Annotated in this window: 20 protein-coding genes; 1 reads left to right on the top strand and 19 read right to left on the bottom strand. The window is 36.5% G+C overall.

Features of this window, described 5'->3' with window-relative positions; all coding sequences use genetic code 11:
• Window positions 1-25: 25 nt before the first annotated feature.
• The 3 genes from deoC to dtd all read right to left on the bottom strand — a co-directional run bounded on the left by deoC (window position 26) and on the right by dtd (window position 1,872).
• Window positions 26-925, bottom strand: coding sequence for a deoxyribose-phosphate aldolase (gene deoC / locus ELS83_RS08420; protein ID WP_171595105.1), 900 nt, complete (start codon window positions 923-925; stop codon window positions 26-28).
• A 152-nt stretch (window positions 926-1,077) separates the two neighbouring features.
• Entirely contained in the window at window positions 1,078-1,419 is a 342-nt protein-coding gene (locus ELS83_RS08415; protein ID WP_171595104.1) for a nucleotide pyrophosphohydrolase, read from the bottom strand.
• Window positions 1,420-1,872, bottom strand: a complete 453-nt coding sequence (gene dtd, locus ELS83_RS08410) for a D-aminoacyl-tRNA deacylase (protein WP_171595103.1) — start codon at window positions 1,870-1,872, stop codon at window positions 1,420-1,422.
• Window positions 1,873-2,067: 195 nt separating this feature from the next.
• On the opposite strand from dtd, the gene lplA reads away from it, so the two are divergent.
• Window positions 2,068-3,051, top strand: coding sequence for a lipoate--protein ligase (lplA, locus tag ELS83_RS08405; RefSeq protein WP_171595102.1), 984 nt, complete (start codon window positions 2,068-2,070; stop codon window positions 3,049-3,051).
• Between the two features lie 70 nt (window positions 3,052-3,121).
• Here the strand turns inward: lplA and uvrC are convergent, their stop codons facing one another.
• The 16 genes from uvrC to ELS83_RS08325 form a co-directional block, all read right to left on the bottom strand.
• Window positions 3,122-4,924 carry an excinuclease ABC subunit UvrC gene (uvrC, locus tag ELS83_RS08400; protein WP_171595101.1) on the bottom strand — a complete coding sequence of 601 codons (1,803 nt, stop codon included), beginning with the start codon at window positions 4,922-4,924 and terminating at the stop codon, window positions 3,122-3,124.
• A gap of 21 nt (window positions 4,925-4,945) precedes the next feature.
• Window positions 4,946-6,589 carry an adenine deaminase gene (gene ade, locus ELS83_RS08395; protein ID WP_171595100.1) on the bottom strand — a complete coding sequence of 548 codons (1,644 nt, stop codon included), beginning with the start codon at window positions 6,587-6,589 and terminating at the stop codon, window positions 4,946-4,948.
• Window positions 6,590-6,723: 134 nt separating this feature from the next.
• Window positions 6,724-8,601: a tRNA uridine-5-carboxymethylaminomethyl(34) synthesis enzyme MnmG gene (mnmG, locus tag ELS83_RS08390; protein WP_171595099.1), complete on the bottom strand. Its 1,878-nt coding sequence runs from the start codon at window positions 8,599-8,601 to the stop codon at window positions 6,724-6,726.
• Window positions 8,602-8,751: 150 nt separating this feature from the next.
• Entirely contained in the window at window positions 8,752-9,177 is a 426-nt protein-coding gene (ybeY, locus tag ELS83_RS08385; protein ID WP_171595098.1) for an rRNA maturation RNase YbeY, read from the bottom strand.
• Entirely contained in the window at window positions 9,178-9,585 is a 408-nt protein-coding gene (locus ELS83_RS08380; protein ID WP_171595097.1) for an ATP-binding protein, read from the bottom strand.
• Window positions 9,578-12,874 carry a coiled-coil domain-containing protein gene (locus ELS83_RS08375; protein ID WP_171595096.1) on the bottom strand — a complete coding sequence of 1,099 codons (3,297 nt, stop codon included), beginning with the start codon at window positions 12,872-12,874 and terminating at the stop codon, window positions 9,578-9,580. Before ELS83_RS08375 ends, ELS83_RS08380 begins: the two co-directional genes overlap by 8 nt.
• Window positions 12,875-12,896: 22 nt before the next feature.
• Window positions 12,897-14,126, bottom strand: a complete 1,230-nt coding sequence (locus ELS83_RS08370; protein WP_171595095.1) for a murein hydrolase activator EnvC family protein — start codon at window positions 14,124-14,126, stop codon at window positions 12,897-12,899.
• Between the two features lie 5 nt (window positions 14,127-14,131).
• Window positions 14,132-14,998 carry a lipoprotein insertase outer membrane protein LolB1 gene (gene lolB1 / locus ELS83_RS08365; protein ID WP_171595094.1) on the bottom strand — a complete coding sequence of 289 codons (867 nt, stop codon included), beginning with the start codon at window positions 14,996-14,998 and terminating at the stop codon, window positions 14,132-14,134.
• The gene (locus ELS83_RS08360) at window positions 14,988-16,760 is read right to left on the bottom strand and encodes a tetratricopeptide repeat protein (RefSeq protein ID WP_171595093.1); all 1,773 of its coding nucleotides are present in this window, start codon (window positions 16,758-16,760) and stop codon (window positions 14,988-14,990) included. The genes lolB1 and ELS83_RS08360 overlap by 11 nt, the downstream gene beginning before the upstream one ends.
• Before the next feature lie 8 nt (window positions 16,761-16,768).
• Window positions 16,769-17,773 carry a sugar phosphate nucleotidyltransferase gene (locus ELS83_RS08355; protein ID WP_171595092.1) on the bottom strand — a complete coding sequence of 335 codons (1,005 nt, stop codon included), beginning with the start codon at window positions 17,771-17,773 and terminating at the stop codon, window positions 16,769-16,771.
• Between the two features lie 99 nt (window positions 17,774-17,872).
• On the bottom strand, window positions 17,873-18,307 hold the full coding sequence (dut, locus tag ELS83_RS08350) for a dUTP diphosphatase (protein ID WP_171595091.1): 435 nt from the start codon (window positions 18,305-18,307) through the stop codon (window positions 17,873-17,875).
• Window positions 18,308-18,409: 102 nt separating this feature from the next.
• The gene (locus tag ELS83_RS08345; protein ID WP_171595090.1) at window positions 18,410-19,891 is read right to left on the bottom strand and encodes an oligosaccharide flippase family protein; all 1,482 of its coding nucleotides are present in this window, start codon (window positions 19,889-19,891) and stop codon (window positions 18,410-18,412) included.
• 380 nt (window positions 19,892-20,271) lie between these two features.
• Complete coding sequence (locus tag ELS83_RS08340; protein ID WP_171595089.1) at window positions 20,272-20,640, bottom strand: YccF domain-containing protein; 369 nt, start codon at window positions 20,638-20,640, stop codon at window positions 20,272-20,274.
• Between the two features lie 10 nt (window positions 20,641-20,650).
• Window positions 20,651-21,637: a DUF3187 family protein gene (locus tag ELS83_RS08335; protein WP_171595088.1), complete on the bottom strand. Its 987-nt coding sequence runs from the start codon at window positions 21,635-21,637 to the stop codon at window positions 20,651-20,653.
• A 49-nt stretch (window positions 21,638-21,686) separates the two neighbouring features.
• Complete coding sequence (locus ELS83_RS08330) at window positions 21,687-22,637, bottom strand: ROK family protein (RefSeq protein ID WP_171595087.1); 951 nt, start codon at window positions 22,635-22,637, stop codon at window positions 21,687-21,689.
• 30 nt (window positions 22,638-22,667) lie between these two features.
• Window positions 22,668-23,966, bottom strand: a complete 1,299-nt coding sequence (locus ELS83_RS08325) for an HlyD family secretion protein (protein ID WP_171595086.1) — start codon at window positions 23,964-23,966, stop codon at window positions 22,668-22,670.
• Window positions 23,967-24,376: the final 410 nt, after the last annotated feature.

Below are 24,376 nucleotides of genomic sequence, written 5' to 3'. Positions count from 1 at the left end.
TTTTTGATAAATAATATTCACATTATTAAAAATATGTGATGGTTTTTTCTTCTCCTGTTTCAATTTTGTGAATTTCGCTAAGCAGGTTGTTTGCCAAACTCGAAGCACCTATTCTTAGGTACTCATTGTTCAACCATTTCTCACCAAGGTTGCGATTCGAGATGGAATAGAACTCAATTGCATCTTTCGCAGTAGAGATTCCTCCTGCTGGTTTGAAACCAACCATACGACCTGTTTTCTCATGATACTCGGCAATTGCCTGAGTCATGATATGAGCTGCTTCAAGCGTCGCATTAACAGGAACCTTACCTGTTGATGTTTTAATAAAATCTGCTCCAGCTTCCATCGCCAAAATCGACGCGGTTCTGATGTTAGTTGCAGTTTTCAACTCGCCTGTTTCCAAAATCACTTTCAGGTGCCCTTTTCCACATGCTTCTTTCTGAGCTACAATCTCATCGAATACAGTTTGATAATCGCCAGCCAGGAAAGCTCCTATCGAAATCACGATATCAATTTCGTCGGCTCCTTTTTCTACAGCCATTTTACATTCTAATGCCTTAACTTCAATGTATGATTGTGAAGATGGGAAAACACCGGCCACAGAAGCAATATTTACTCCTTCTGCTTTTAAGTTTTCATTTAATGTTGGCACCTGGTATGGGTATACACAGATGGCAGCAACATTTGGCATGTCAAAATCATTCCGGAAGTTGTTTACATTATCTGCAAAACTTTTGGCTCTTTCGTGTGTATCTGTAGAATTTAAAGTTGTTAGATCGATTAACGAAAAGTTTTTCTTTAAATTCTCTACACTGTACAATGAATCAAAATCAGAAGCAATAATCTCTTTAACCTGATTTGCTACTTCCTGATCGTTCAATTCAAGATTGTACGTTTTCAAGATCTCTAAAATGTTTTTCTTCATTTTTTGAAGTTTCAAAAATGTAATTAATTAATTTTTAACCGGTTGCGAATTTCTTCGCTGATTTTTCCATTTCGTACTTTTCAGTACTCTTCGTAAAGTCACAAAACTATATAAAAAAACAGTTTTTTGTGCCCGTTTTTGATCTTATTTCATTAATCAGTAGAAAGTTTCGTGTTTTGTTTGTGGCGATTCGAGTCGCGATTTGTTTTCTTTTCGAGATTTTTGACCAGGGCCTCATTTAAATCGACCCCAGTCTGATTGGCCAGGCAAATCAAAACCCAAAGTACATCTGCCATTTCATCGGCTAAATCAACATCCTTATCCTTTTCTTTGAAGGATTGTTCGCCATACTTTCTGGAGATGATACGGGCAACCTCTCCCACCTCTTCGGTTAGAATTGCCATATTGGTAAGTTCGTTGAAATATCGAACTCCATATTTTTTAATCCAATCGTCTACCTTTTTTTGGGCTTGTTTTATCGTTAAGTCTTCCATTTATTCTTTGTTTTTGGTATCGATAATAATGGTTACCGGTCCATCGTTCACAAGGGCTACTTCCATATGAGCACCAAATTTTCCGGTTTGCACTTTTGTACCCGATTCGCGTTCTAATTCTTTCACAAAATATTCGTACAAAGGAACCGAAATATCAGGCTTTGCCGCGGCAATATAGGATGGTCGGTTGCCCTTTTTGGTTTTGGCATGTAAGGTAAACTGACTAACAGTTAGTATATTTCCCTTTACATCAAGCAAGGATTTGTTCATGACTCCATCTTCATCATCAAAAATTCTAAGATTACAGATCTTCTTGCTCAACCAGTTTGCGTCTTCCTTCGTATCTTCATTTTCAATTCCTACCAGAATCATCAGGCCTTCGCCAATTTGTCCAACAATTTCATTTTCAACTGTTACAGAGGCTTTACTTACTCGTTGTATTACAACTCGCATAACTAAATATTTATTAAGATGTTTATATTTAAGGTGAGTTCCTTCTATCAGATTTTAAAGATAAGCCAGTCTGCTTGAGATTCATTGATGAAATCGATGACATGTTCAATAAAATCAGCTTGTCAAAATTAAGTCTAAATTAATATCTTTCATAAATAATAATGATATTTGTGATTAGAAAACAAAATCAAAATCATGAATTATTTCATCAGCAATTCCAACGATCCTTATTTTAATTTAGCCTGCGAAGAATACCTTCTGAAAAATTACGATGAAGATTTCTTTTTTCTGTACATCAATCAGGATTCTCTGGTGGTGGGAAAACATCAAAACACCCTGGCCGAAATTAATCTTGATCGGGTAAATGCTGAAAATATTCCGGTGGTTCGCAGGCTATCGGGTGGCGGAACAGTTTATCATGATTTTGGAAACCTGAACTACTGCCTGATTAAAAAAGGCGAAAAGGGAAAATTGGTTGATTTTAAAGCTTATAGTCAGCCCATAATTAATGCCCTGCAAAAACTTAATGTAAACGCAAAATTCGAGGGAAAAAGCGATTTGACCATTGATGGAAAAAAGTTTTCGGGCAATGCATCCCATGTATACAAGAACAAAGTAATGCAGCATGGCACAATGCTATTTTCGAGCGATTTAAAGCGCTTAAATCAACTTTTAAAGGTGAATCCTTTAAAGTTTAAAGACAGAGGCGTAAGATCCATTAGAAGCCGCGTAACCAATATTACAGATTACCTGTCCTCCTCCATTACAATTTCAAATTTCGCCGAGCTGGTGATCAAGGAATTTGAAAACACTTATCCAAACTCAAAACCATTCACTTTTTCGCAAGAAGATATAAATGCTATTGAAAAAATAAGGTCAGAGAAATTTCTCACCTGGGAATGGAACTATGGGTATTCGCCCAATTACAATTTTGAAAAACTTTGTACTTACCCTTCCGGTAAAATTCTTGAAATTGAAATGAGAGTAGAGAAAGGCTTGATTACAGAGCTGGACATAACAGGCAATTGCATTAAAAATGACCAATTTGAAGACTTCCTAAATACAATAAAAGGTACAAACCACATTAACACATTGATCTACAACAATATTAACTCAATTAATTTAGACTTATACTTTAATAATATAAGCTCTAAAGAGCTATATCAGTTATTTTTTTAAAATTATTTATGCTGATAACTGTTTGATAAGGAGTAAATTACAGGCTGTAATTCTATTTAGATAAACATTCTTAATGAAAATATTTCCAGACACTTAATGCTTTAGAATTTCCAATTTCAGCAGAAATTTCATTTATTGTGGCCTTCTTCACATTATCAACCGACTTAAACCTTTGAATTAACTTTTGAACGGATTTAGGACCAATTCCTTCGATCCGATCCAATTCAGAACCAACAAAAGCTTTCGAACGCTTTTGTCGATGAAATGTAATGGCAAATCTATGCGATTCATTTCTTAAATGCTGTATGGTTTTCAATGTCTCCGAATTCTTATCCAGATACAAAGGATAAGGATCACCAGGAAAATAAATCTCCTCTAATTTCTTTGCAATACCAATTACTGATATTTTCCCGCGTAAATCTAATTTCCCCAAACTATTTAAAGCAGCACCTAACTGTCCTTTCCCTCCATCAATTACAATTAATTGCGGCAGTGTTTGATTTTCCTCCAATAATCTTTTGTACCTACGATATATAATTTCTTCCATAGAGGCAAAGTCGTTTGCCCCAACTACTGTTTTTATATTAAAATGTCGATAATCTTTTTTATAAGGTCGGGCATTTCTAAATACAACACAAGACGCAACAGGATTTGTTCCTTGTATATTCGAATTATCGAAACATTCAATATGAACCGGTAGGTCTTTCAATCGCAAATCATTTTTCATTCGTTCCAGAATTCTATCAGAATGAGATTGCTTTCTCGATTTTTCCCCCTGCTTTAACTTCTCGAGACGGTAATATTTGACATTACGAAGCGACAGGTCCAGTAATTTTCGCTTGTCGCCACGTTGAGGAACCAAGCATTTTACACCACTATATGGCAAATCGATATCGAAAGGAACCAGGATTTCTTTTGCAGTACTAAAAATTTTCTGTCTGATTTCTGTTATTGCGAGAAGTAGTAAATCTTCCTTGCTCTCTTCTATTTTCTTTTTTAGCTCAATTGTATGCGCCTGTATAATGGCGCCATTTACAACCTTTAAAAAATTGACATATGCTGACTCTTCATCTTCAAGAATTGAGTATACATCTATATTGTTAATCGATGGATTTACAATGGTAGATTTGCTTTGATATTTATCCAGTAGTTCAAGCTTCTCTTTAATGATATGCGCCTCTTCAAACTTAAATTCTTCAGCCAAATCTGTCATTTTACTTTTAAGATGAGAAGTCACCATACGAATATTCCCTTTCAGGATATTTCGAATTGCCTGTATGGTTTCATTGTACTCCTCCTGACTGATTTTTCCAACACAAGGTGCCTTACAATTTCCAATATGATATTCCAGGCACACTTTAAATTTACCATTCAATATTGCCTCCTGGTTTAAGTTTAGATTACAAGTTCTCAATTTATATAAGGAACGAATCATATCCATTAGTGTCTTTACCATTTTAACACTTGTGTACGGACCAAAATATTCAGAACCATCTTTTACAAGGTTACGGGTAACAAAGACACGTGGAAAATTTTCTTTCTTGATGCAAATCCATGGAAAAGATTTATCATCTTTTAATAAAACATTGTACCGTGGTTGATGCTTTTTTATCAGATTATTTTCCAAAAGCAATGCATCTTCTTCTGTATTTACAACAATATGCCTGATTTCAGATATTTTCCGAACCATGATATTGGTCTTTGCATTATCATGCACCTTGTTAAAATATGAAGCTACCCTACGCTTTAATCTTTTCGCCTTACCCACATAAATAATGGTATTGTTCTCGTCGAAAAATTGGTATACACCAGGTTCTTCAGGCAAGGCTGAAATCAGAGATTTTAAATGGTCAATGTTTTTGTTTTTAATCATCGATACTTGTACAGAGAATTACTAATCGTTGGCGAATAAATCTACTACTTTAAATTGGTCTACATCGAACAATCCCTTATCAGATAATTTTAATTTTGGAATCACCAGGAGAGACATAAATGCAAGTGTCATGAATGGCGATTCAAAATCGGATCCAAGTGCCGAAGCAAAATCCCTAAGCTCTGAATAATCCTGAATCAACTCCTCTCCTGTTTTATTAGACATCAATCCGGCTACTTCGAGTTTTACAAATTTTGAATCTCCATTATTCACAGCAACAATTCCACCTTTTAAATCAATCAGGGTATTTATTGCATGAATCAATTCTTCATCGCTCGTACCAATGGCAATAATATTATGACTGTCGTGGGCAATACTTTCTGCAATGGCTCCTTTCTTAAATCCAAAGCCTTTTACAAAACCTACCACCGGTTTGCCATTATCGTAACGACTCATCACAACCATTTTTAATAGATCATTGTCAACGTCAGCAACCAAATTTGAATCTTCAATTTTTGGATCGCATAAAATGGAGTCGGTAATCAGATCACCATCCTTTGCCACCATAACTTTAATCTTACCATTCTTTGGTTGGACTTTTAAGTCTGACAAGCAGATTGCCTTACGACTAAAATTATTCAATAAAATTTCGTTGTGAACTTCGAATGATGCTTTGCCATTTTTATAGATACACTCTCCTTTTCGATACGACTCGATAACATCAAATGAATCCAAATTGTCTACAAGAATAAAATCCGCAGAATCCCCTTTTTGAAGCAAACCCAAATCCAATCCGTAATGATGAATTGGATTGTAACTGGCAGCTCGTAATAAATTAAATAGATCATATCCTTTTGCCAATCCTTTTTTAATTAGGTAATCGATATGACCATCCTCGGCCATATCATCAGGATGCAAATCGTCGGTACACAGCATCACTTTTTCAGGATGTGTTTCGAGTAAGGAACTCAGTGCATCAAAATCCCGAGCAGCGCTTCCTTCTCTAATTTGGATCATCATGCCCAAAGCAATCTTATCTAAGGCCTCTTCTAAAGTTGAACACTCATGATCGGCAGAAATGCCAGCTGCAACATATTTTTTCAAATCTGCACCCTTTAATCCTGGTGCATGACCATCTATCTTTTTTCCTAATTTTTTACAGGCAACAATTTTTTTGAGCACTTCTAAATCTTCCTCTACCACGCCCACAAAATCCATTACCTCTGCCAGGCAAACTACCTCTTCTCTCTTGAGCAAACTTTCAACAATATTACTATCCAAAACAAAACCGGAAGTTTCATGTTCTGTTGCTGGCACACAAGAAGGCACTCCAAACTTGATTTCCAATGGAACCTTCTTTGCATCATTAATCATGAAGTCCACGCCAATTTCGCCCAGCACATTTGCAATTTCATGAGGATCGGTCACCAAACCCAGAGTTCCACACTTTACCGCTTCGGCCGCAAATCGACTTGGAATTAACAATGAACTTTCGATATGCATATGTGAATCGACCAGTCCAGGCAAAATATATCGGTTGGGAACATCTTCTTTTGGCAGTATGGAATCTATTCTTCCGTCAACCACTTTAATTTCACCCGAAACGATTTCTCGTGAAATAACATCTACAATTTTACCCGATATTTTAAAATTTTGATCTTTCATGTTAGAGAATTTAAGAGTACAAATACACTTACAAAAAGGCCCGAAACTATCGCTTTGTTTGAAACAAGGAGATCGATTTCGGGCGTTTTAAGGAGTAAACTTTTGAAAAATACTCCTTGGTTCCACGTGGAACATTATCGTCCCATAAGTACCAAAAGAACGTTTATATCACTTGGCGACACACCAGAAATTCGTGATGCCTGCCCTATTGTCTGGGGTTGAATCTTATCCAACTTCTGTCTGGCTTCGGTCGATAAGGACTGTAAAGTCATATAATCAAATCTACCTTTTATATCGATATTTTCCAAACGCGTTAGCTTATCGGCTATCAATTTTTCACGATCGATATAACCGCTGTATTTAATTAGGACCTCAGCTGCTTCTATAATTTCATCTCTTCTGTTTGGGATCTCTTCGATCACCTCTTTTAAAGGAGTAACATCCTCGATCAAATCGTGAATGCCTACTTGAGGACGTAAAATAATATCATATAATTTTACACCTTGTTTAAGTGGACTTGTTCCCAATTTTTCCAAAACAGGATTTAAGAATTTTGGTTTACAACTAAACTCTTTACAGAAATTGTATAGTTTATCTCTGTAGAAAATCTTCTCTTCGAGAAGATCCATTCTCTCCTGTTCAGCCAATCCCAACTCAAATGCTTTAGGTGTTAATCTCACATCTGCATCATCCTGGCGTAGCAAAATTCTATATTCGGCTCGAGAGGTAAACATACGATATGGTTCATCTACTCCTTTTGTTACAAGGTCGTCGATTAATACACCAATATATGCTTCATCTCGTTTAAGGGTAAATTCTGATTTTCCCTGTACCGATAAAGCTGCATTTATTCCGGCAATCATTCCTTGAGCGCCAGCTTCTTCGTAACCTGTTGTTCCGTTAATCTGACCTGCAAAATACAGTTTGGAAATAATTTTGGTTTCCAGTGTGTGATACAATTGAGTTGGATCAAAATAATCATACTCGATTGCATATCCAGGTCGGTACATTTTCACATTTTCCAAACCAGGAACTTTTTGCAAAGCTTTTAACTGAACATCCCAAGGCAAACTTGATGAGAATCCATTGATGTAATATTCGTGGGTATGTTCCCCTTCGGGTTCCAGGAATAATAAATGTTCGTTCTTTTCTGCAAATGTTGAAAGTTTGGATTCAATACTCGGACAATATCTTGGACCTGTACTCTGAATGGTTCCATTGTACATTGGCGAATCTTCAAATCCTTCACGCAAATTATCGTGTACTTCCGGATTGGTATAGGTAATATAACATGGTCGCTGGCGAAGTGTTTTGTCTACATGATCTTTTAAGTATGAAAACTGGTAGAAACCTTCTTCACCACCCTGTTCTCTCATTACAGAAAAATCGATGGTTCTTCCATCTAATCGAGCAGGTGTACCGGTTTTCATTCGTCCTACTTCGAAGCCAAATGATTTTAATTGTTCGCTGATACCAAAAGATGCTGGTTCGGCCGATCGGCCACCGGTTTCCTGTTTTCTACCAATGTGCATTAATCCGTTAAGGAAAGTTCCATTGGTTAGAACTACGGTTTCAGCTAATATATCAATTCCAAGTTTGGTTTTTACCCCTTTTACAATGCCATCTTCTACAATAATTGCAACTACAGCATCCTGCCACATGTCCAGGTTATCGGTATTTTCAACAATTTTTCTCCATTCTGCAGAGAAAATCATTCTATCGCATTGGGCTCTCGGGCTCCACATTGCCGGACCTTTTGAACGATTCAACATTCGAAATTGAATGGAAGATCGATCGGTAACGATCCCGGTATATCCGCCTAATGCATCCAATTCACGAACAATTTGACCTTTCGCAATTCCCCCAATTGCCGGGTTACACGACATTTGAGCAATCTTGTTCATGTCCATTGTGATTAAAAGAACAGATGAACCAAGATTTGCAGCGGCTGTAGCTGCTTCACATCCTGCGTGACCGGCTCCTACTACTATTACATCATACTTAGGCAACATACTATAATCAGATATTTGTATTCTTTATTCCTTATTTATCTACAAAGATAAATATTTTACACTAATCTACTGAATATCAAAACACTAGAAAACTAAAAACATTTCTAATTGCTTGTTATTCAGCAAAATAAATTAAAAAATTTCACAAATTTAATCAATCTTGGAAAGTAATGCTAATGATTCATCCTCCTTTTGTGTCATGATGGCCTGATCTTCATCTGTTTTATCGTCGATTCCCAACAAATGAAGTACACCATGTATAATGACACGATGAAGTTCTTCTAAATATTCGCATTTGTATTCGGTAGCGTTGTCACGAACCGTATCAACACTAATAAAAAGGTCACCGGAAATGATATTGGCAACTGTGTAATCGAAGGTGATAATATCTGTGTAATAATCGTGGTTTAGGTGTTCACGATTCATTTCCAGTAAGTAATCATCGGAACAGAAATAGTAGTTAATCTCCCCTATTTCTCCACCATTATTTACGACAACGCGATTGACCCAATCGCTTATGCGTTTTTGATCAATCGCGGGAATTTCTGTTTCACACGAATTATATGTAATCAACATTTAAGCAAATCTAAATTTCATATCAACCAAGGCGCCATTTTCGCAAAATTCAATATCATCAGCAAGGTGATTCATTAAGAAAATTCCTCTACCATGAGTTTTTTCGATGTTCTCAGGTAAGGTTGGATCAGGAATATTTTCGTAATCAAAGCCAGATCCTTCATCTTCAATAATAAACTGAATAGCTTCTTCATCGATATTGAACTCGACTTTGACATTTTTAGAAACATCTAATCGATTACCATGCAGAATAGCATTGTTTACAGCCTCAATGATTGCTACCGAAATTTTACCATAAATTTCAGAGCTTAAATTGTAGGAAGATGAAATATCGTCTATCAATCTTTCAACCCTACTTATGTTTTCTAGTTCAGATGGAAATACCAACAAGTTATCAGATTTAGTCATTATTTAGTTTTATCATATAATCTAAGTACAACTTATTATAATAGTCGAACATTTTGACATTTGAGTCATAAAATACTCCTTCAAAATCGCTTCGTACTCTTTTATACTCAAATATTTCTCTAGGGTTACTCAATTTTATAATATTTCCTGATTTACTTTCACGTTTCTTATCAAAATCTTTTTCTCTATGGGCATTTTCGGCCTCTAATAATTTTGAAAAAATACGATTTTGGCGAAATATCATTGACGAATTTATCGAAAAATTAGAAATGTCCGACTCCATTTGGTCAAGCATTTTGGTTACTTCACGTAAGATTTTTTCACTTTCGTTCCCCAAACCACCTTTTTGAAGCATTTCGTTCAAATTTTGACGATACATTTCCTGTCTTTGCAAAAACTTTCCTAACTTCTCTTTTGAACCATTTTCTACATTTCCATTTTTCATATCAGAAATTAATTCTTCCAACATCTTTTTTAGAGATTGTTGCTGAGATTTTAGTCCGGGAAAGGAAGCTTGGCCATTTTTCTTGTCTCCCAACTGATCGCCTGGCATTGCATTTGCCATTTGCTCCATCATCTGATTTAAGGCTTCTGATAGAAATACGCTTAATTCATTAACGTCGGTCAATACTTTTTGTTGCCCTGTTGCGGCCTGAACTTTTCTTCTTTCACTGGCTTCCGTAATCACATTTTCCAGTTCATTTTCGATGTTAAATATTCTATTTCCCACCAACGATGCCACTTGCGGCGATCTGGATGATAAGGCAAGCAATGAATCCTGAATGAGCTTATACTCTTCTTTCAACTCGCCCTGTTCTTCTATCATTTCGGCATAAATTGGGTTCAAATATCCAATTCTTTTAAAAGCATTTAACACATCTTCCTGCTGGAATGAGAATTCGATCAAATTGTTCATCAGTCGGATCAAATTACCAATGTCTTCGGTAATTTGAGCCGCAGTGCTATTAGAGATGTTATCATTTAATTTTTGCGCCAACTTCCGCTGTTTCGCAGAGGTTTTTTTCATATTCTTTGCGCCTTTTCCTGTCTTGCTGTTTTGAATTAAGTCTGTCGATTCTTTAATCAGATCATTAATTTCCTTTTGCTGATCACTGATATCTTCATCGAAATCATAAGGTTTTTGAATGGCTGAGTTTTGATCTAAAACATCTTTTAAATCTTGTGTAAGCTCATCCCATTTTTCCTTTCCGCTCTGCTGAATTTCTTTTAATTTTTCACTATCTCTGCGTTTGTTATCTGCAGCATTTTCCTGTTCATCGGCCAGTTTCTGTATTCTGTCGCTTAGCTGTTGTACGCGAACTTCTATTTCATACCTTTCCAGAAGTTGTAAGTTTCTATCCAACTGTTTTTGAAAATCATTCATCGACATTTTTAATTGATTTCCAAGCTTGTTGATGTCCTCAGATTTCATATCATCAGCCAGTTTATTGAACTCTTCAAACAATTTCTGAAGTTCAGGATCCATTACTTTTTCAAGCAATTCTTCAATCTGCTTTTGCTTGTCCATCAGCACAGGATCATCCATTCCCGAAGAGTTCATCAACCGATTCTTTCGTTGGTTCTCCTGCATTACTTCTTGCAACAATTCGTCCAGTTGCTTCTTCTTATCTCCTATTTGATTTAGAAGCTGCTCTTGTTGCCATTTTTCGGCCGATCCGTCCAACGCATTTTTTTGCATCCGCAAAATATCCTCTTGTATGGATTCACTCAACTGAATTCCTTTACTGATTTTACTTCCGATGCTATCCTGTACAGCTGCGTTTAAATCGTAAAGTTGTTTTGAATCGGGAATGTAATAATTGAATTGTTGCGAGCTTGCTTTTTTGGCGCCATTAATTGCATCGTTATCGAAAACTTCGAAATGATATTTGACATTGCTTCCCTCCTGAAAATTTTCTGAAGAAAAATCAAATGAAAAGAAAAACTCCTGTGAACTTAAATTTTGATTTACCGAAATCGGAATATAGGTTGGTGATAAATTTTCGGCCTGGTACACAAATCTCAATTTTGAGAATCCGTAATCATCTTTTATTTGTCCTCGAAAATAATATCCCGATTCAATAATTGAATCCTGAATGCTTGCAATTTTAATTTGAGGGTACAAATCAGGAATCACATCAATATGATATTGGGCATAAGATTCTCTATCAAATTCGTCGTTTGTTAGAAATACTCTATAAGAATTCTTTTCACTGATTTTCCGCGAAAATTTCAGCACATTTCCTTCTAAAATTACTGGTGTAGGATTCAGAGAATCAGAAAAAATCAATTCTCCTGCACTTGAGAGCTCTGTTTCAAACTTCCACTCTAAATCGGAACCCGCTGGCACACTGACATCTCCGATGTTTTTTTCGACCTGTAAGGGCAATTTCGTATAAGGTGGCGATTTGATCGAAATAGAAAAATTTTTAATGCCTGGCTTGGAAATTACCTTTATTTGAAAATTTTCTGAAATTACCTTTCCCGATTGCAGTCGAAATGAAATGTTCGAATTGATATTTCTAAACAAGTAGCTGAATTTTCCAGATTTTTCCTTCTTCAGTAAAAACCTTGAATTATCAGTTATCAGGTAAACTTCCTTCGGAATGTATTTTCCTTCGGTATGCACTTTTAAGGAGAAATCAGAGCCTTTAACCGCTCTGCCCGACCAATCGTCCAAATGGAATGAAAAATCGGCAGGAGGAGCATATTTGGTATTAAAATTCACGAGTCTTTCCGTACTGTTGGAGTACATATCGGGAATTAAAAAGTGAACCAAAATCAGTAAACCAAAAACCGCGACCAGGTATTTCAAATACTTGTAATTGGTCTTAAAAGAAACTGCTCTTCGAAAAGGAACTAATTTTACCGAATCGATTCTTTGATTGATGCTTGCAAGAAGCAATGAATTTTCTTTGTCTTTTAATTCCGAAGCCTGCTCGGTTAATTCAAGCGTATTAATTAATTTATCCTGAAGTTCCGGAAAATGTTCAGATATAATTTGAATGGCTTGTCGGTAAGAAATTCGCTGGCCAATTTTTAACAAGCCAACTATTGGGCGTATTAAAAATTGATATCCCAGGAATAGAATAAAAATTATCGAAAAGATAACAAGGATTGTTCGAACCTTAACCGAAAGGTATAAATTGTATTCGGAAAAAGAAATGAGAAAAAAGTAAGACAAGAACAATACGAGACACAACAGAACTCCACGCAAGAGTAAATTCTGATAATATTTGCGAATAAAACGATCGAGTTTCGCAATAAAAATATCCCGATTATTTTCCATTTCTTACCTGTACGTAATTAAATTAGTTACGATACAACCACTGAGCAGGATTCAATTTGGTGCTACCTTTCCACAATTGAAACTTAAGAACTGTCTGATCTTGAGAACTATCAGTATATACTACTCCAATCTTTTCTTTCGATTGAACTAGATCGCCTTTCTTTACATTTACTGTAGCCAGGTTAGAATATACTGAGAAAAACTCTCCATGGCGAATAATCACAACATTGTTTAATCCAGGCATGGAAAGAATGTGTGTTACCTCTCCTTTAAAAACCGATCGGCAATCCGATTTTGAGTCTGTTGTGATATTTACTCCATCGTTACGAACGGTAACATGTTTCAAAACCGGATGTGGATGTTCTCCAAATTTTTCCGAAATAAATCCTGTTTTAGTAGGCCAAGGTAATTTTCCTTTGTTTTTATCGAATGATAAAGAGAGTGTTTTATCCTCTGGGGTTATCGCATATTTGCCTGCAGATTTGCTTGATTTTTTAGCCAATCGAGCCTGGCGTTCAATAATTTTTTGAATTTCTTTTTGCAGCTTTTGAGCGTACCTTTTCTGTTTTCTTAAATCATCGCGCAATTGTTTTTCACGCTTCTTAAGGTTTTGAACCAATGCCGACTGTTGTGACTTTTCTGCCGATAATTTTTTGTTTTCGTCGGTTTTTTGGGCCAACAGTTCTTCCTTCTCGCCTTTAACTTTGTTTAGTTCTACAATTTTAGCTGCTAGTGAATCTTTCTTTTCACCAATGGTTTTGCCTTGTTTTCGGCTGTATTCTGAAAATTGCTGTAGGTATTTGTATCGTTTATATGCCTGGTTAAAATCTTTTGACGATAGCAAAAACATTAATTTTTCGTAGGAATTTTTTTGCTTATGCGCATAAACAATCACCTTGGCATACTGCTTCTTTAATTTATCCAGCTCATCTTCGAGCTTTGAAATATCGTTTTGTTTTTGTCGAATTTGACTTCCGATATGGGAGATTTCTGCTTCAATGGAATTAATGAGAGCTTGCCTCGATCGAATTCTTTGATTCAACAAATTCAATCGTCCCAAACTCACTTTCTTATTTTTTACCGTGTTATTAATGAGCGTATTGGTGTAGGCGATGTCTTTTTCGTTCTGCTCTTTTCTTTTTTTAAGTGTTGACATACTGGTCTGCGAAAAAGCATCTACCGATAAACTGATCAGTAAAACCAATACATACAGAGTGATAACAGAAAATCTTTTTTTGGAAACGCCTATCATTTCGTTTACGGATATATTCTTTCGTACTTGCTGGAAATTTTAAAGGAAAATTTCAGTTTTTCGTCGAAAGCAATCTTATTAAATTTAACACTACAAGATAATAAATGTTTCGGATCAACCACCTCGAAACTCAATCGCTGTGGAAACTTTCTATCTTCGAACATTTTAAAATCGCGATACTTTACACTCACATCCCGGGCGTCGTCGAAATCTCTTACTAAAACATCGGTAATTCGCATTAATGAAGGATCAATTTCAACTCTCTGATAACCAAATCGCGTAAGCTTTTTAAGTTTGTCTTTTCTAAGTTTACGATCTACTTTTCGCGATTTTTCGGAGGTAAATACATACATGTTATCAACGATTCTCCCATTAAATCCACGAATAAATGATTTTTCCTTTTCACCATTTGTGGCCTGGAAAACTGAGTTGGTAAGGATGGCCTGCAGTGATTCAAAATTAAGATCTACATTCAATTTTTCCCTAAAAAAGTCGTAATCATCAACAAAGTAGGTCTTTTTCATTCGGTCAATCATCTTTACCGAATCCTGACTAATCATTAATCTAGCAACTTCTAAACCCCCAACCGGAGCGGTAATAGAAATCCAAATCAGGCTATCTTTTTGAATCTTGATTGCACCTTTGAAACTCTTTTTTACCCCTTCAACCGAATAGTTGGCAGAGAATTTTTTTACGAACAATGTATTATAATGCAGGCTACTGTCTATCATATGTCGATAGAGTTTTGCATCAGACATTGGTTTGGCCTTTATCACGCCAAGTTCGTAGCTTGTTTTACACGAAAACTGAATAAAAGCCATGATTAAAACCATGGCTCCCAGGTATAATTTTGAATTTAATTTACTCTTCATCTTTCTTTTCTTCAGGAATTGTTCCTGTTTTAACCTTTTCGGCAAGGTATTCTGAGCCTTCACCCAATTCCAATGCTTTTTTCCATTCTTCTAAAGCCTTCTCTCCTTCGCCCAATCTGTACAAGATATCACCGTAATGTTCTACCTGAACTGCTGAGTCGTCGCCTCCAAACTGAAGTGCTTTTTCCATTGTAGTTCGGGCCTCTTTGTACTCGCCTAAACGATAAAGCACCCATGCATGCGTATCAAGGTAGGTCGGATTTTCAGCTTCTAATTCGATGCATTTCGAGCTCATTTCTTTGGCTTTTTCAAGTTGCTCTCCTCTCACCGAAAGGTAGTAACTGTAGTTGTTAAGAACAATCACATTATTCGGTTCATACAACAAAACTTCATCATATGATTTGAATGCTTTTTCGGCATCGCCTTTCTGATAATAAGCATCGCCCATATAGGTTCTGAACTGAATTTTTAATCGAATATTATCGCCAACATAGATCATTCCGTTTTCGAAAGCATTGATCGCTGTTTTAAAATCGTTCTTTTGAGCTGCTGCAACACCCTTAAAAATGTACAGCAAAGGTTGACTTGGAAAGTAAGTTAAGGCTTCAGAACTTACTTTTAGCATCCCTTCAAAATCCAACAATTCATTATGAATCAGTAAGAGTTCTTCCCAAACTACGTAGTTCGATTTATCATCTTCGAGTACTCTTTCCAAATGGTATTTTGCACCTTCGTTGTCTTTTCTCTTTCTTAAGAAATCGGCATACAACGCATGAACACGAACATGTCCAGGATGAATATCTACCAAAGTGTCCAATAAAGATTTTAAATAGTCGTCGGATAATTCGGGTTGATCCGGAGCCATAAGCATGGCAATCAGGTATTGGATTTTCTGATCGGCTTGTATTTCTTCTTGTGCAAAAGCTTTTGCCAATGATTCATTTGCCTTTTCAGTCTCGCCTTTTTTCCTGTAAAAATCGGCCAGGTAAAAATGAACCAATCCATTGTCAGGGTCTATTTTTAATATTTCCTGGTACTGTTTAAAGGCTTTTTCTTCTTCGTTATCGGCCAGGTACAAATCGGCCAACATTCCGTAAAAATCGGCACGGTATGGGAATTTTTTAATCAACTTCTGAATTTCGGCATAAGCCGATTTTTTATCTCCCATTTGAATAAAAAGTCTCTCTTTTTCGAGAGAAACACCTTCTTGTATTCCTTCCTTTTTCTCTAAACGATCATACACCTCTACGGCTTCTTCAAACTTTTCAACCGAAGCGTACAAAGCTGCTTGCAGGTAAAAGAAATCGTTTCTGTCAGGGTACATTTCTATCAACTCTTCATATACCTTGCAGGCATGATCGATCATGCCTTTTTTCTGGTAAATGTTGGCCAATTGAATCTGATACCAAAGGTTACGAGGTTGCTGGGCTACAGCACCACGAGACAATTCAAGTGCGCTGTTGTAGTTCTCCTTGCTCAAATAAATATTTGCCAATTCGTACCTTACAACAGCACTTGTAGGATCAAGTTTAAGGCAGGAATGATACAAAGAAATCCCCTTCTCAATTTCGCCAAGCAAAATGGCTTTGGTTGCCTCCGCAAAAGCAAAATCGAATTTTAGTTTTTGTTCTTCAGTAAGCTTTACTTCTTTCTGAAGTTTGTCTTTCTTCGTTGATTTTAAATTCTTTGCATGAGAAGGAATTCCACACATAATGGAAGTTCCAAGCATCATTGCCAATAATAATTTTCTTCCCGCCTTCATCCTTTTAACTATTTTGAAAAGCTCGCAAAATCGCCAACGTTTAGTTCCGAAACATCTCCCTGAATGTCAACATGATTTCCAATCATTGAGTTTTCAAGGTTTAGGTGTTCCAGGTTTGAATTTCGCTGAACAATGGTGTTGCGAACCAATGTATTACTAACTATTGTACCCGATCCTACTGATACGTGAGGACCAACAATAGAGTTTTCAATTTTTACATTCTCTCCGATATAACATGGAGGAATTACAATGGAATTTTCGATAATTGATGAATCGCAAACCAACTCATCTTCTTTGTGATATTCCAAAATTCTTTGATTGGTGTGAACTGTTGCGTCTTTGTTACCACAATCCATCCATTCAATTACCTGACCTGGTTTAAATACCAAGCCTTTATTTTTCATGTTTTCCAATGCATCGGTTAACTGGTATTCTCCGTTAACAACGATTTTATTGTCTAACAAATACTCTAATTCACTTCTTAAGTTTTCACCATCTTTAAAGTAATAAATTCCGATAATGGCCAAATCAGAAACAAATTCCTGAGGCTTTTCAACAAAATCGGTAATTCTATTCTCTGCATCCAGCTTTACCACACCAAATGCCGATGGATCTTCTACTTTCTGTACCCAAATTACACTATCAGCTTCGGCATCCAGCACAAAATCGGCTTTAAATAAAGTATCTGCGAAAGCAACAACTACACGACCAGAAAGTGATTCTGCTGCACAGTGAATTGCATGCGCAGTTCCCAATGCTTCATCCTGATAATAAATGCTCGATTTTGCACCAATATTGGTAGCAATTTCGCACAACTGGTTCTCAACTTCCTTGCCAAAATCACCAATAATAAAAGCTATTTCTTCAATGCTTTCATTCGATACTTTCGCAATTTCTTCAACCAAACGTTGAACAATAGGTTTTCCTGCAATAGGAATTAACGGTTTAGGCACCGTTAAGGTGTGAGGGCGCATACGCTTCCCCATACCTGCCATAGGTACAATAATTTTCATTGCTGATAATCTGTAGTAGTAATGTTTAAATTAAATAAAATTCGGATCAAAATTAAGATTTAGGCTTGATAATCAATCCGAATTAATGTTTTTTAACGATTAGGCTTTGCCTGTGTGACCAAAACCACCTGCTCCTCTTTCCGAAACTTCCAACTCTTCAACAGCATCCCACTGCACAGTTTCATGAGCGGCAATCACCATTTGGCAAATTCTGTCACCATTCTTAATTTCAACCACCTGGTTCGAAAGGTTAACCAAAATTACACCTATTTCTCCACGGTAGTCTGCATCGATTGTTCCCGGCGTATTCAATACTGAGATTCCTTCCTTTAGAGCCATACCACTACGTGGACGAATTTGGGCTTCATAACCTGCTGGCAATTCAATAAACAAACCCGTTGGAATTAATTTTCTTTCCAATGATTTTAGAAAAACAGGCTCTTTTAGGTTGGCTCTTAGGTCCATTCCTGCCGATAACTCGGTGCTGTATTTTGGTAAATCGTGATTCGATTTATTAACGATCTTAACTTTCATTTGTTAATATTTAGAGGTTTTATGCACTATTTTAACGATTCGCTAAGATACATTTTTCATCTCTCTTATGAAAGGTAATTTCGGGATTAAGCCTGCTCGAAATTATTTCAGTTTAAGTGTTCTTTTAATGGGTTCCCATAATTTCTCCTGCTGAATTACAAGACCAATAAAAGCAAGCAATAAAGGAGTTTTTGCAAGCATTTTTAACCATTGGTTTTCGATTTTAATTTGTGTGGCAATTGCAAAAAGAAACATTGCGAAAACAAAATAGAACAGGATGCGCTTGATGTCGTAAGGCACAGGGTAGTACTTTTGCCCCAATAGATAGGATACAATCATCATGATAGCAAAGCAGATGAAAACCGCATATGCTGCTCCCTGGTATCCAATTCGTGGAACCAAAATAATGTTGAGAATGATTGTGATGACTGAGCCAATGATTGCCATTATAGCTCCGTATCTTGTTTTATCGCTTAACTTATACCACAAAGAAAGTGAAAAGAATACCCCAAAGAACAGGTTGGCAAGCAGTACATAAGGAACAATACTTAAACCTTCGTGATAGTTCGATTTGATCAGGAGCTTAACAATGTCTATATAAAACATCACGCCAAGGAAAATCAACAAACAAAAAAGGGTGAAGTACTTGAGCACATCGGCATAAACCTGTTTTGAATTTTCCTGCTTGGCCTGTGAGAAAAAGAAGGGCTCGAATGCATACCTGAATGCCTGGATAAAAAGTGTCATGATCACGGCCAACTTGTAATTGGCTGCATATATCCCGGTCTGATACATAGGATCTTTCGATGCGGGAATTAAATCAGGCATCAGCATTTTATCTAAATTCAAATTGATTTGACCACAGATGCTTACAATGAGTATTGGCCATGAATAGGATAAAATTTCTTTAAGCAGAGACCAATCCATCCTGAATTTTACCGATTTAAAATCGGGCAGTAACAATACAAAATTTACAACAGATGCTGCGCAAAAAGCGATAAAAATGTATCCAACTCCAATATTAGGATTCCAGATTTTTTCAATAGGTACTCCTGGAAAGTTTTTATGAATCCAAGGACACAACACCAGGAAAAATAGGTTGATTCCCAGATTGGTGAAGATATTAATCAGCTTTAAGCCTGCATAACGAAATGCCCTGTTTTGCAATCGTAGTTTGGCAAAAGGCAAGGCTGTTATGGCATCCAGACCAAGTGTTGCTGCCAATAGTAGTATATATTCCTTGTGATCCGATATGTTCATATGGGCCGACAAAGGATTCAGAAAGATCAAGACAAGAATCCAAAAAATAAGGCTTGATGCAATTAAGCTTAGGAATCCTGTTGTAAAGGTGATATCGGCTTTGCCTTCTTTGTTGGCAAAACGGAAGTAGCCAGTTTCCATTCCAAAGGTGAGTAAGACCAGGAACAAGGCCACATATGACAGCAAATAGGCAACAATTCCAAACTCTGCCGGGTGAAAAATATAAGTGTACAAAGGTACCAGTAACCAATTTAAAAATCGACCCACAATGGAGCTTACGCCGTAAATAGCTGTTTCACCAGCAAGTTTCTTAAGAGGATTCAAATTTGTGCAGTTTTGTGTTCAAAATGCAAAGATATGAGAAAAAGGCAAAGGTGTTGTTTTTGCAAACTATCTGAAAATGAAATAAAAATGAAAAAACGAATGTTCCACGTGGAGCAATTTGCTTTTTCGAATCAAAAAAAGACTCTTTGGTATTTAAATTGAAAATAAATAAGGTCTATTCAAACGTTTTCGGTGTAAGTATTTGATATTTTTGACATTATAAGTCTTGAAGGATTTTCATTTCCAAAATATTTTTCTCACATTTGCTCTCCATACGCGTTAAGGAACGTTTATGTTAGTGTTTGTTGTTTAAGTATTTTGTGAAAATCCCGTGCCTCTCCGGCCGGGATATTTCTTTTTATAGCAGTTTGGTTTTTATGCTATCGAATACTTTTTCCGAATGGTGTTAATGCAAATCCTGCCAGTTTGATATGCTGAGTTGCAAAAGGAATTCCAATAATTGTAATGGCAAATAGCAGGGCAAACAGAACATGAGTTAAGGCAATCCAAATTCCACCAATAAATATCCAAATTACATTTAAAATGATACTCAGGCAGCCACCTGCATGTTCGTTGTATTCTACTTTTTGTCCGAAAGGAGCCAATCCCAATACCGAAAGTTGCATAATTTTAATTCCAAAAGGAATGCCTACAATGGTGAAACACATTAATAATCCGGCAATAAGGTATTCGAAGAAAATGAATATTCCCCCAAAAATAATCCAAATAATATTTCCAATAATGCTCATGTTTAGGTAGTTAAAGTTTATATGAAACGCCGAATTGCAAAACGAAATCGGGCGCTGTGTTTACAATGAGGTCTTCCGAAAAGGAAGCAGACAAATTCAATTTCTTTGAGATATAGTAGTCGGTTCCAATAATCAACTGTATCGACTCTTTTCCCAATTGCCTTGTGGCAGATTCTTTGTAAAAGCCTGAATGAAAATCGAGTTGTACTTTCGGAATCCATTTCTGATTGATGCGATAGGCTGAACCCAGGCTTCCAAATAAAATATCACGACTTAGGAAATCGTCTAAAACCGCTCCCGATCCAATGCGCATATATCCACCTGAATAAAACCAGGTAAAACCTCTATCGGCTCTATCATTTAAAAGTCTTCCCGAAAGATTGAATCCTAGGTCGTTGGTTCCACTGCCAATAAGCTGACTCTTCTCACCTGTCGAAAACTTTACAAATGTCGAGAGCGAAAGCAGATGCTTGTCGTTTTGAAGCAGAGGTGTGGTCAGTCGAAGGGCAATATCACCAATGTCTAACTTTCCTTCATTCATGAGCACATAGGTAGTCTCGTTCTCCTGGTAAAGATAGGTAAGCTTATAGTTTTCCATCTCATCTCTACCCTTTGCAGGCAAACCAAAAGTATTGTGCCAGCCCGTAATAAATGGATCCATTAAGCCACTCGAATGTCTCACCAATGGTACACTTAATTCGACTTCCAATTTATCGAACAATCCATAACGCAAAATAATATCGTTACGGTACATTTCTCCATCGAGATACACTGTTTCTTCCTGTAAACGGGAAAGCGTTGCATTGTTCGCAATGTTCAAATAATTGCCAAAAACAAAGTCTTTCTTTTGTAAGACTTCTCCCCCATTTTGATTAGGGATACCAAAAAAATGAATCAATGGACTGAGGTTACGAGTATGAAAAGGCTCAATATGATTTTGTGCGTAACCCACTGATATTCCAACAAATAAAAAAATAACTACTAATCTTATACGCATTTAATACACAATAGCTTGGTTCATATGTAAAGGCCAAAGCTACAAATTATTAGATAAGATTCCATATCATGGCAGCAGAACCTAAAATTCCCGAATTTCCCTTCACCTTACTAATCGATAAAATTGTTTTGCCTTTGTAAACCGACAGAAGGTTTTCTTCCATGTGGTGTTGTGTGGGTTTTAGAATGAGATCGCCTGCCTTTGATAATCCACCTGCAAGGAAAATTGCCTGGGGATTATTTATGGCAACAACATTGGCCAATGCTATGCCTAAAATTTTGCCGGTATATTCGAAAGATTCAATAGCAATTTCATCACCTCGATAAGCGGCATCTGCCAATTTTTTTGCACTCATTCGATTAAAAGGAATGCCTCTAAGATCACTTTTAAAAGAGTATTTGGCCAACAGCTTGCTCACAGTTCTTTTAATTCCCGTAGCCGATACATAGGTCTCTAAACAACCGTAGCGGCCACATCCGCATTGTCGGCCTTCCGGCCTGGCAATAATATGTCCCAATTCTCCGGCAAAACCAGAGTGTCCATACACCACTTTACTATCCACAACAATGCCACTGCCTAAACCGGTTCCGAGGGTTAAAACAATAAAATTTTTCATCCCTTTGGCTCCTCCATAAAGCATTTCGGCCATTGCCGAGGCATTGGCATCGTTGGTTATTTTAACAGGAAGATTAAAATTTCTTTGAAGAAGATTGCCAAGAGGAAGAACACCCTCCCAAATTAAATTGGAAGCATTTTCTATGGTTCCATTCATGTAGTTGGCGTTGGGTGCACCAACACCTATTCCACTAAGTTTAAAACTCTCTTTATTGGGAAGTTGAAGTTTTTTAATCTGATCCGATAGGGTGATTAAAAAATCCGAAAAGGTATCGAATTCTTTGGTGTAGATTTTATCCTGCACCAAGCAATTTCCCGACTGATCTACCAGTCCGAAAACCGTGTGCGTGCCACCTATATCAATACCTACTGCAAGTTCTTTCATCTTCCGAATTTTTTATTTCGGGCGTGGAACTTACAATCTTTCTTTTAGCAGAGCACGAATTGGATTAAAAATTCTTTGTAGTAATCTTAGATCTTCGGTAATAATTTCGGCATCACCTTCACTATCCTGTGCGAAATTTAACTCGGTTCCGATGTTGGTTACCAGTCCGTTAGATAGGTCAACATCCAGAGCATACTTCTGATTTTCCGGTACTTTAGAGATCGATTGTACTCTTCCTTCCAGCATCCCATATTCAAGATAAGAATAATTATCGAGTTTTATATTCACTCGTTGACCGACTTTAACTTTACCGGCATCTCTCATTCCCAGCTCTACTCTTGCGATGATTTTTGTAGAATCCATCGGAAGAACCGTAAAAACCCTTTCACCACTTTTTACATTCTGATTTGAGCTCCAAAATTTATTGAAGGTTACTTTGCCGTCAATCGGAGTCTTTATCAGGTATTTCTGTTCCCAGATATCAATTTGTGCTTTGAGCTGATCGAAAGATTGAATCATTAAATTTTGCAGGTCTTTTCTTTCGCTCTCCTTCTTCAATTCAAGATCGATAATTTGTTGTTCTACATTTGAAATGTTGATTTGCGTATTAGCCAAAGCCGATCGAGCCCCATGAAAAGCGTAGGAACTCTCCAGGTACTTTTTCTTGGAGTTCTGAAAGTTTTGCTGGGCAATTACACCTCTCTGATAAAGTGAAGAGTCACGATTGTATTGTGTTTTTGAAATGGCCAATTCACTTTCCAGAATTTTCTTTTGCTGGTACTGACGATCGTAAAACATGTTGTACTGCCTGATCTGTTTTCGATAGGATTCTATCTTTTTGTCATAGTACTCCAGCTCAAAAAATCGTTGATAGTCGACACATGATTTTAGGAAAATATTGTAGTAAGATTGCACCTCACCCAATCGGAAAGTTCCTTCGATAACTTGAGCATCGACATTTTGAGCACCGGTAATATGCCCTTGAAAGGACTCCAATTTGTCTTTTAGTTCAAATATATCCTCGTTAAAGGCCGGATTTTCAATAATAGCCAACAAACTACCTTCTTTTACTTCCTGGTTATCCTTGATGTAGAGTTCTTGTATTTTTCCGTTCGAGCGTGCAACCAATTCTGCCGGAGGATTTAGTGTAGTTAAAACCAATCGTGAATTGATAATATCAGGATACCTGAAAAAGTAGGACCCAAAAATAATTGCGATAATAATTACAAAAAACAGGGTGGTTCCACTGCGAATAATCCAGTTTGGAACTCTTCCCAATATCTCTTTAACTTCGTCCGATCGCAATTCTATATTTTTATCTTTTTCCATTTTTAGACGCTGATTCTGATTTTTAGGATTTTTAATGATTAAATATGATTTCTACGTTGTYATTCGAATGACCTTTCTTAGAAATCTCCTACAATACAATCATCGTAATAAACCTATATATTTTAAATTAAGAAAGCTTCAATTAATCTTTAAGTAAGCTCMCAATGTTTATAATTATACCTRATACCTCTACTTCAAAATCATAAACAATCAAACACATCATATACAATCTGTGYCCTGATCAATTTCCATMTTTTAGACACTGATTTTTAGGATTTTTAATGATTAAATATGATTTCTACGTTGTYATTCGAATGACCWYTCTTAGAAATCTCCTACAATACAATCATCGTAATAAACCTATATATTTTAAATTAAGAAAGCTTCAATTAATCTTTAAGTAAGCTCCC

The organism is Marinifilum caeruleilacunae, from assembly GCF_013141825.1.
GTDB classification, from domain to species: Bacteria; Bacteroidota; Bacteroidia; order Bacteroidales; family Marinifilaceae; genus Marinifilum; species Marinifilum caeruleilacunae.
Note: the sequence above shows the minus strand (reverse complement) of the source record. Positions and strands in the feature narration are given on the sequence as shown.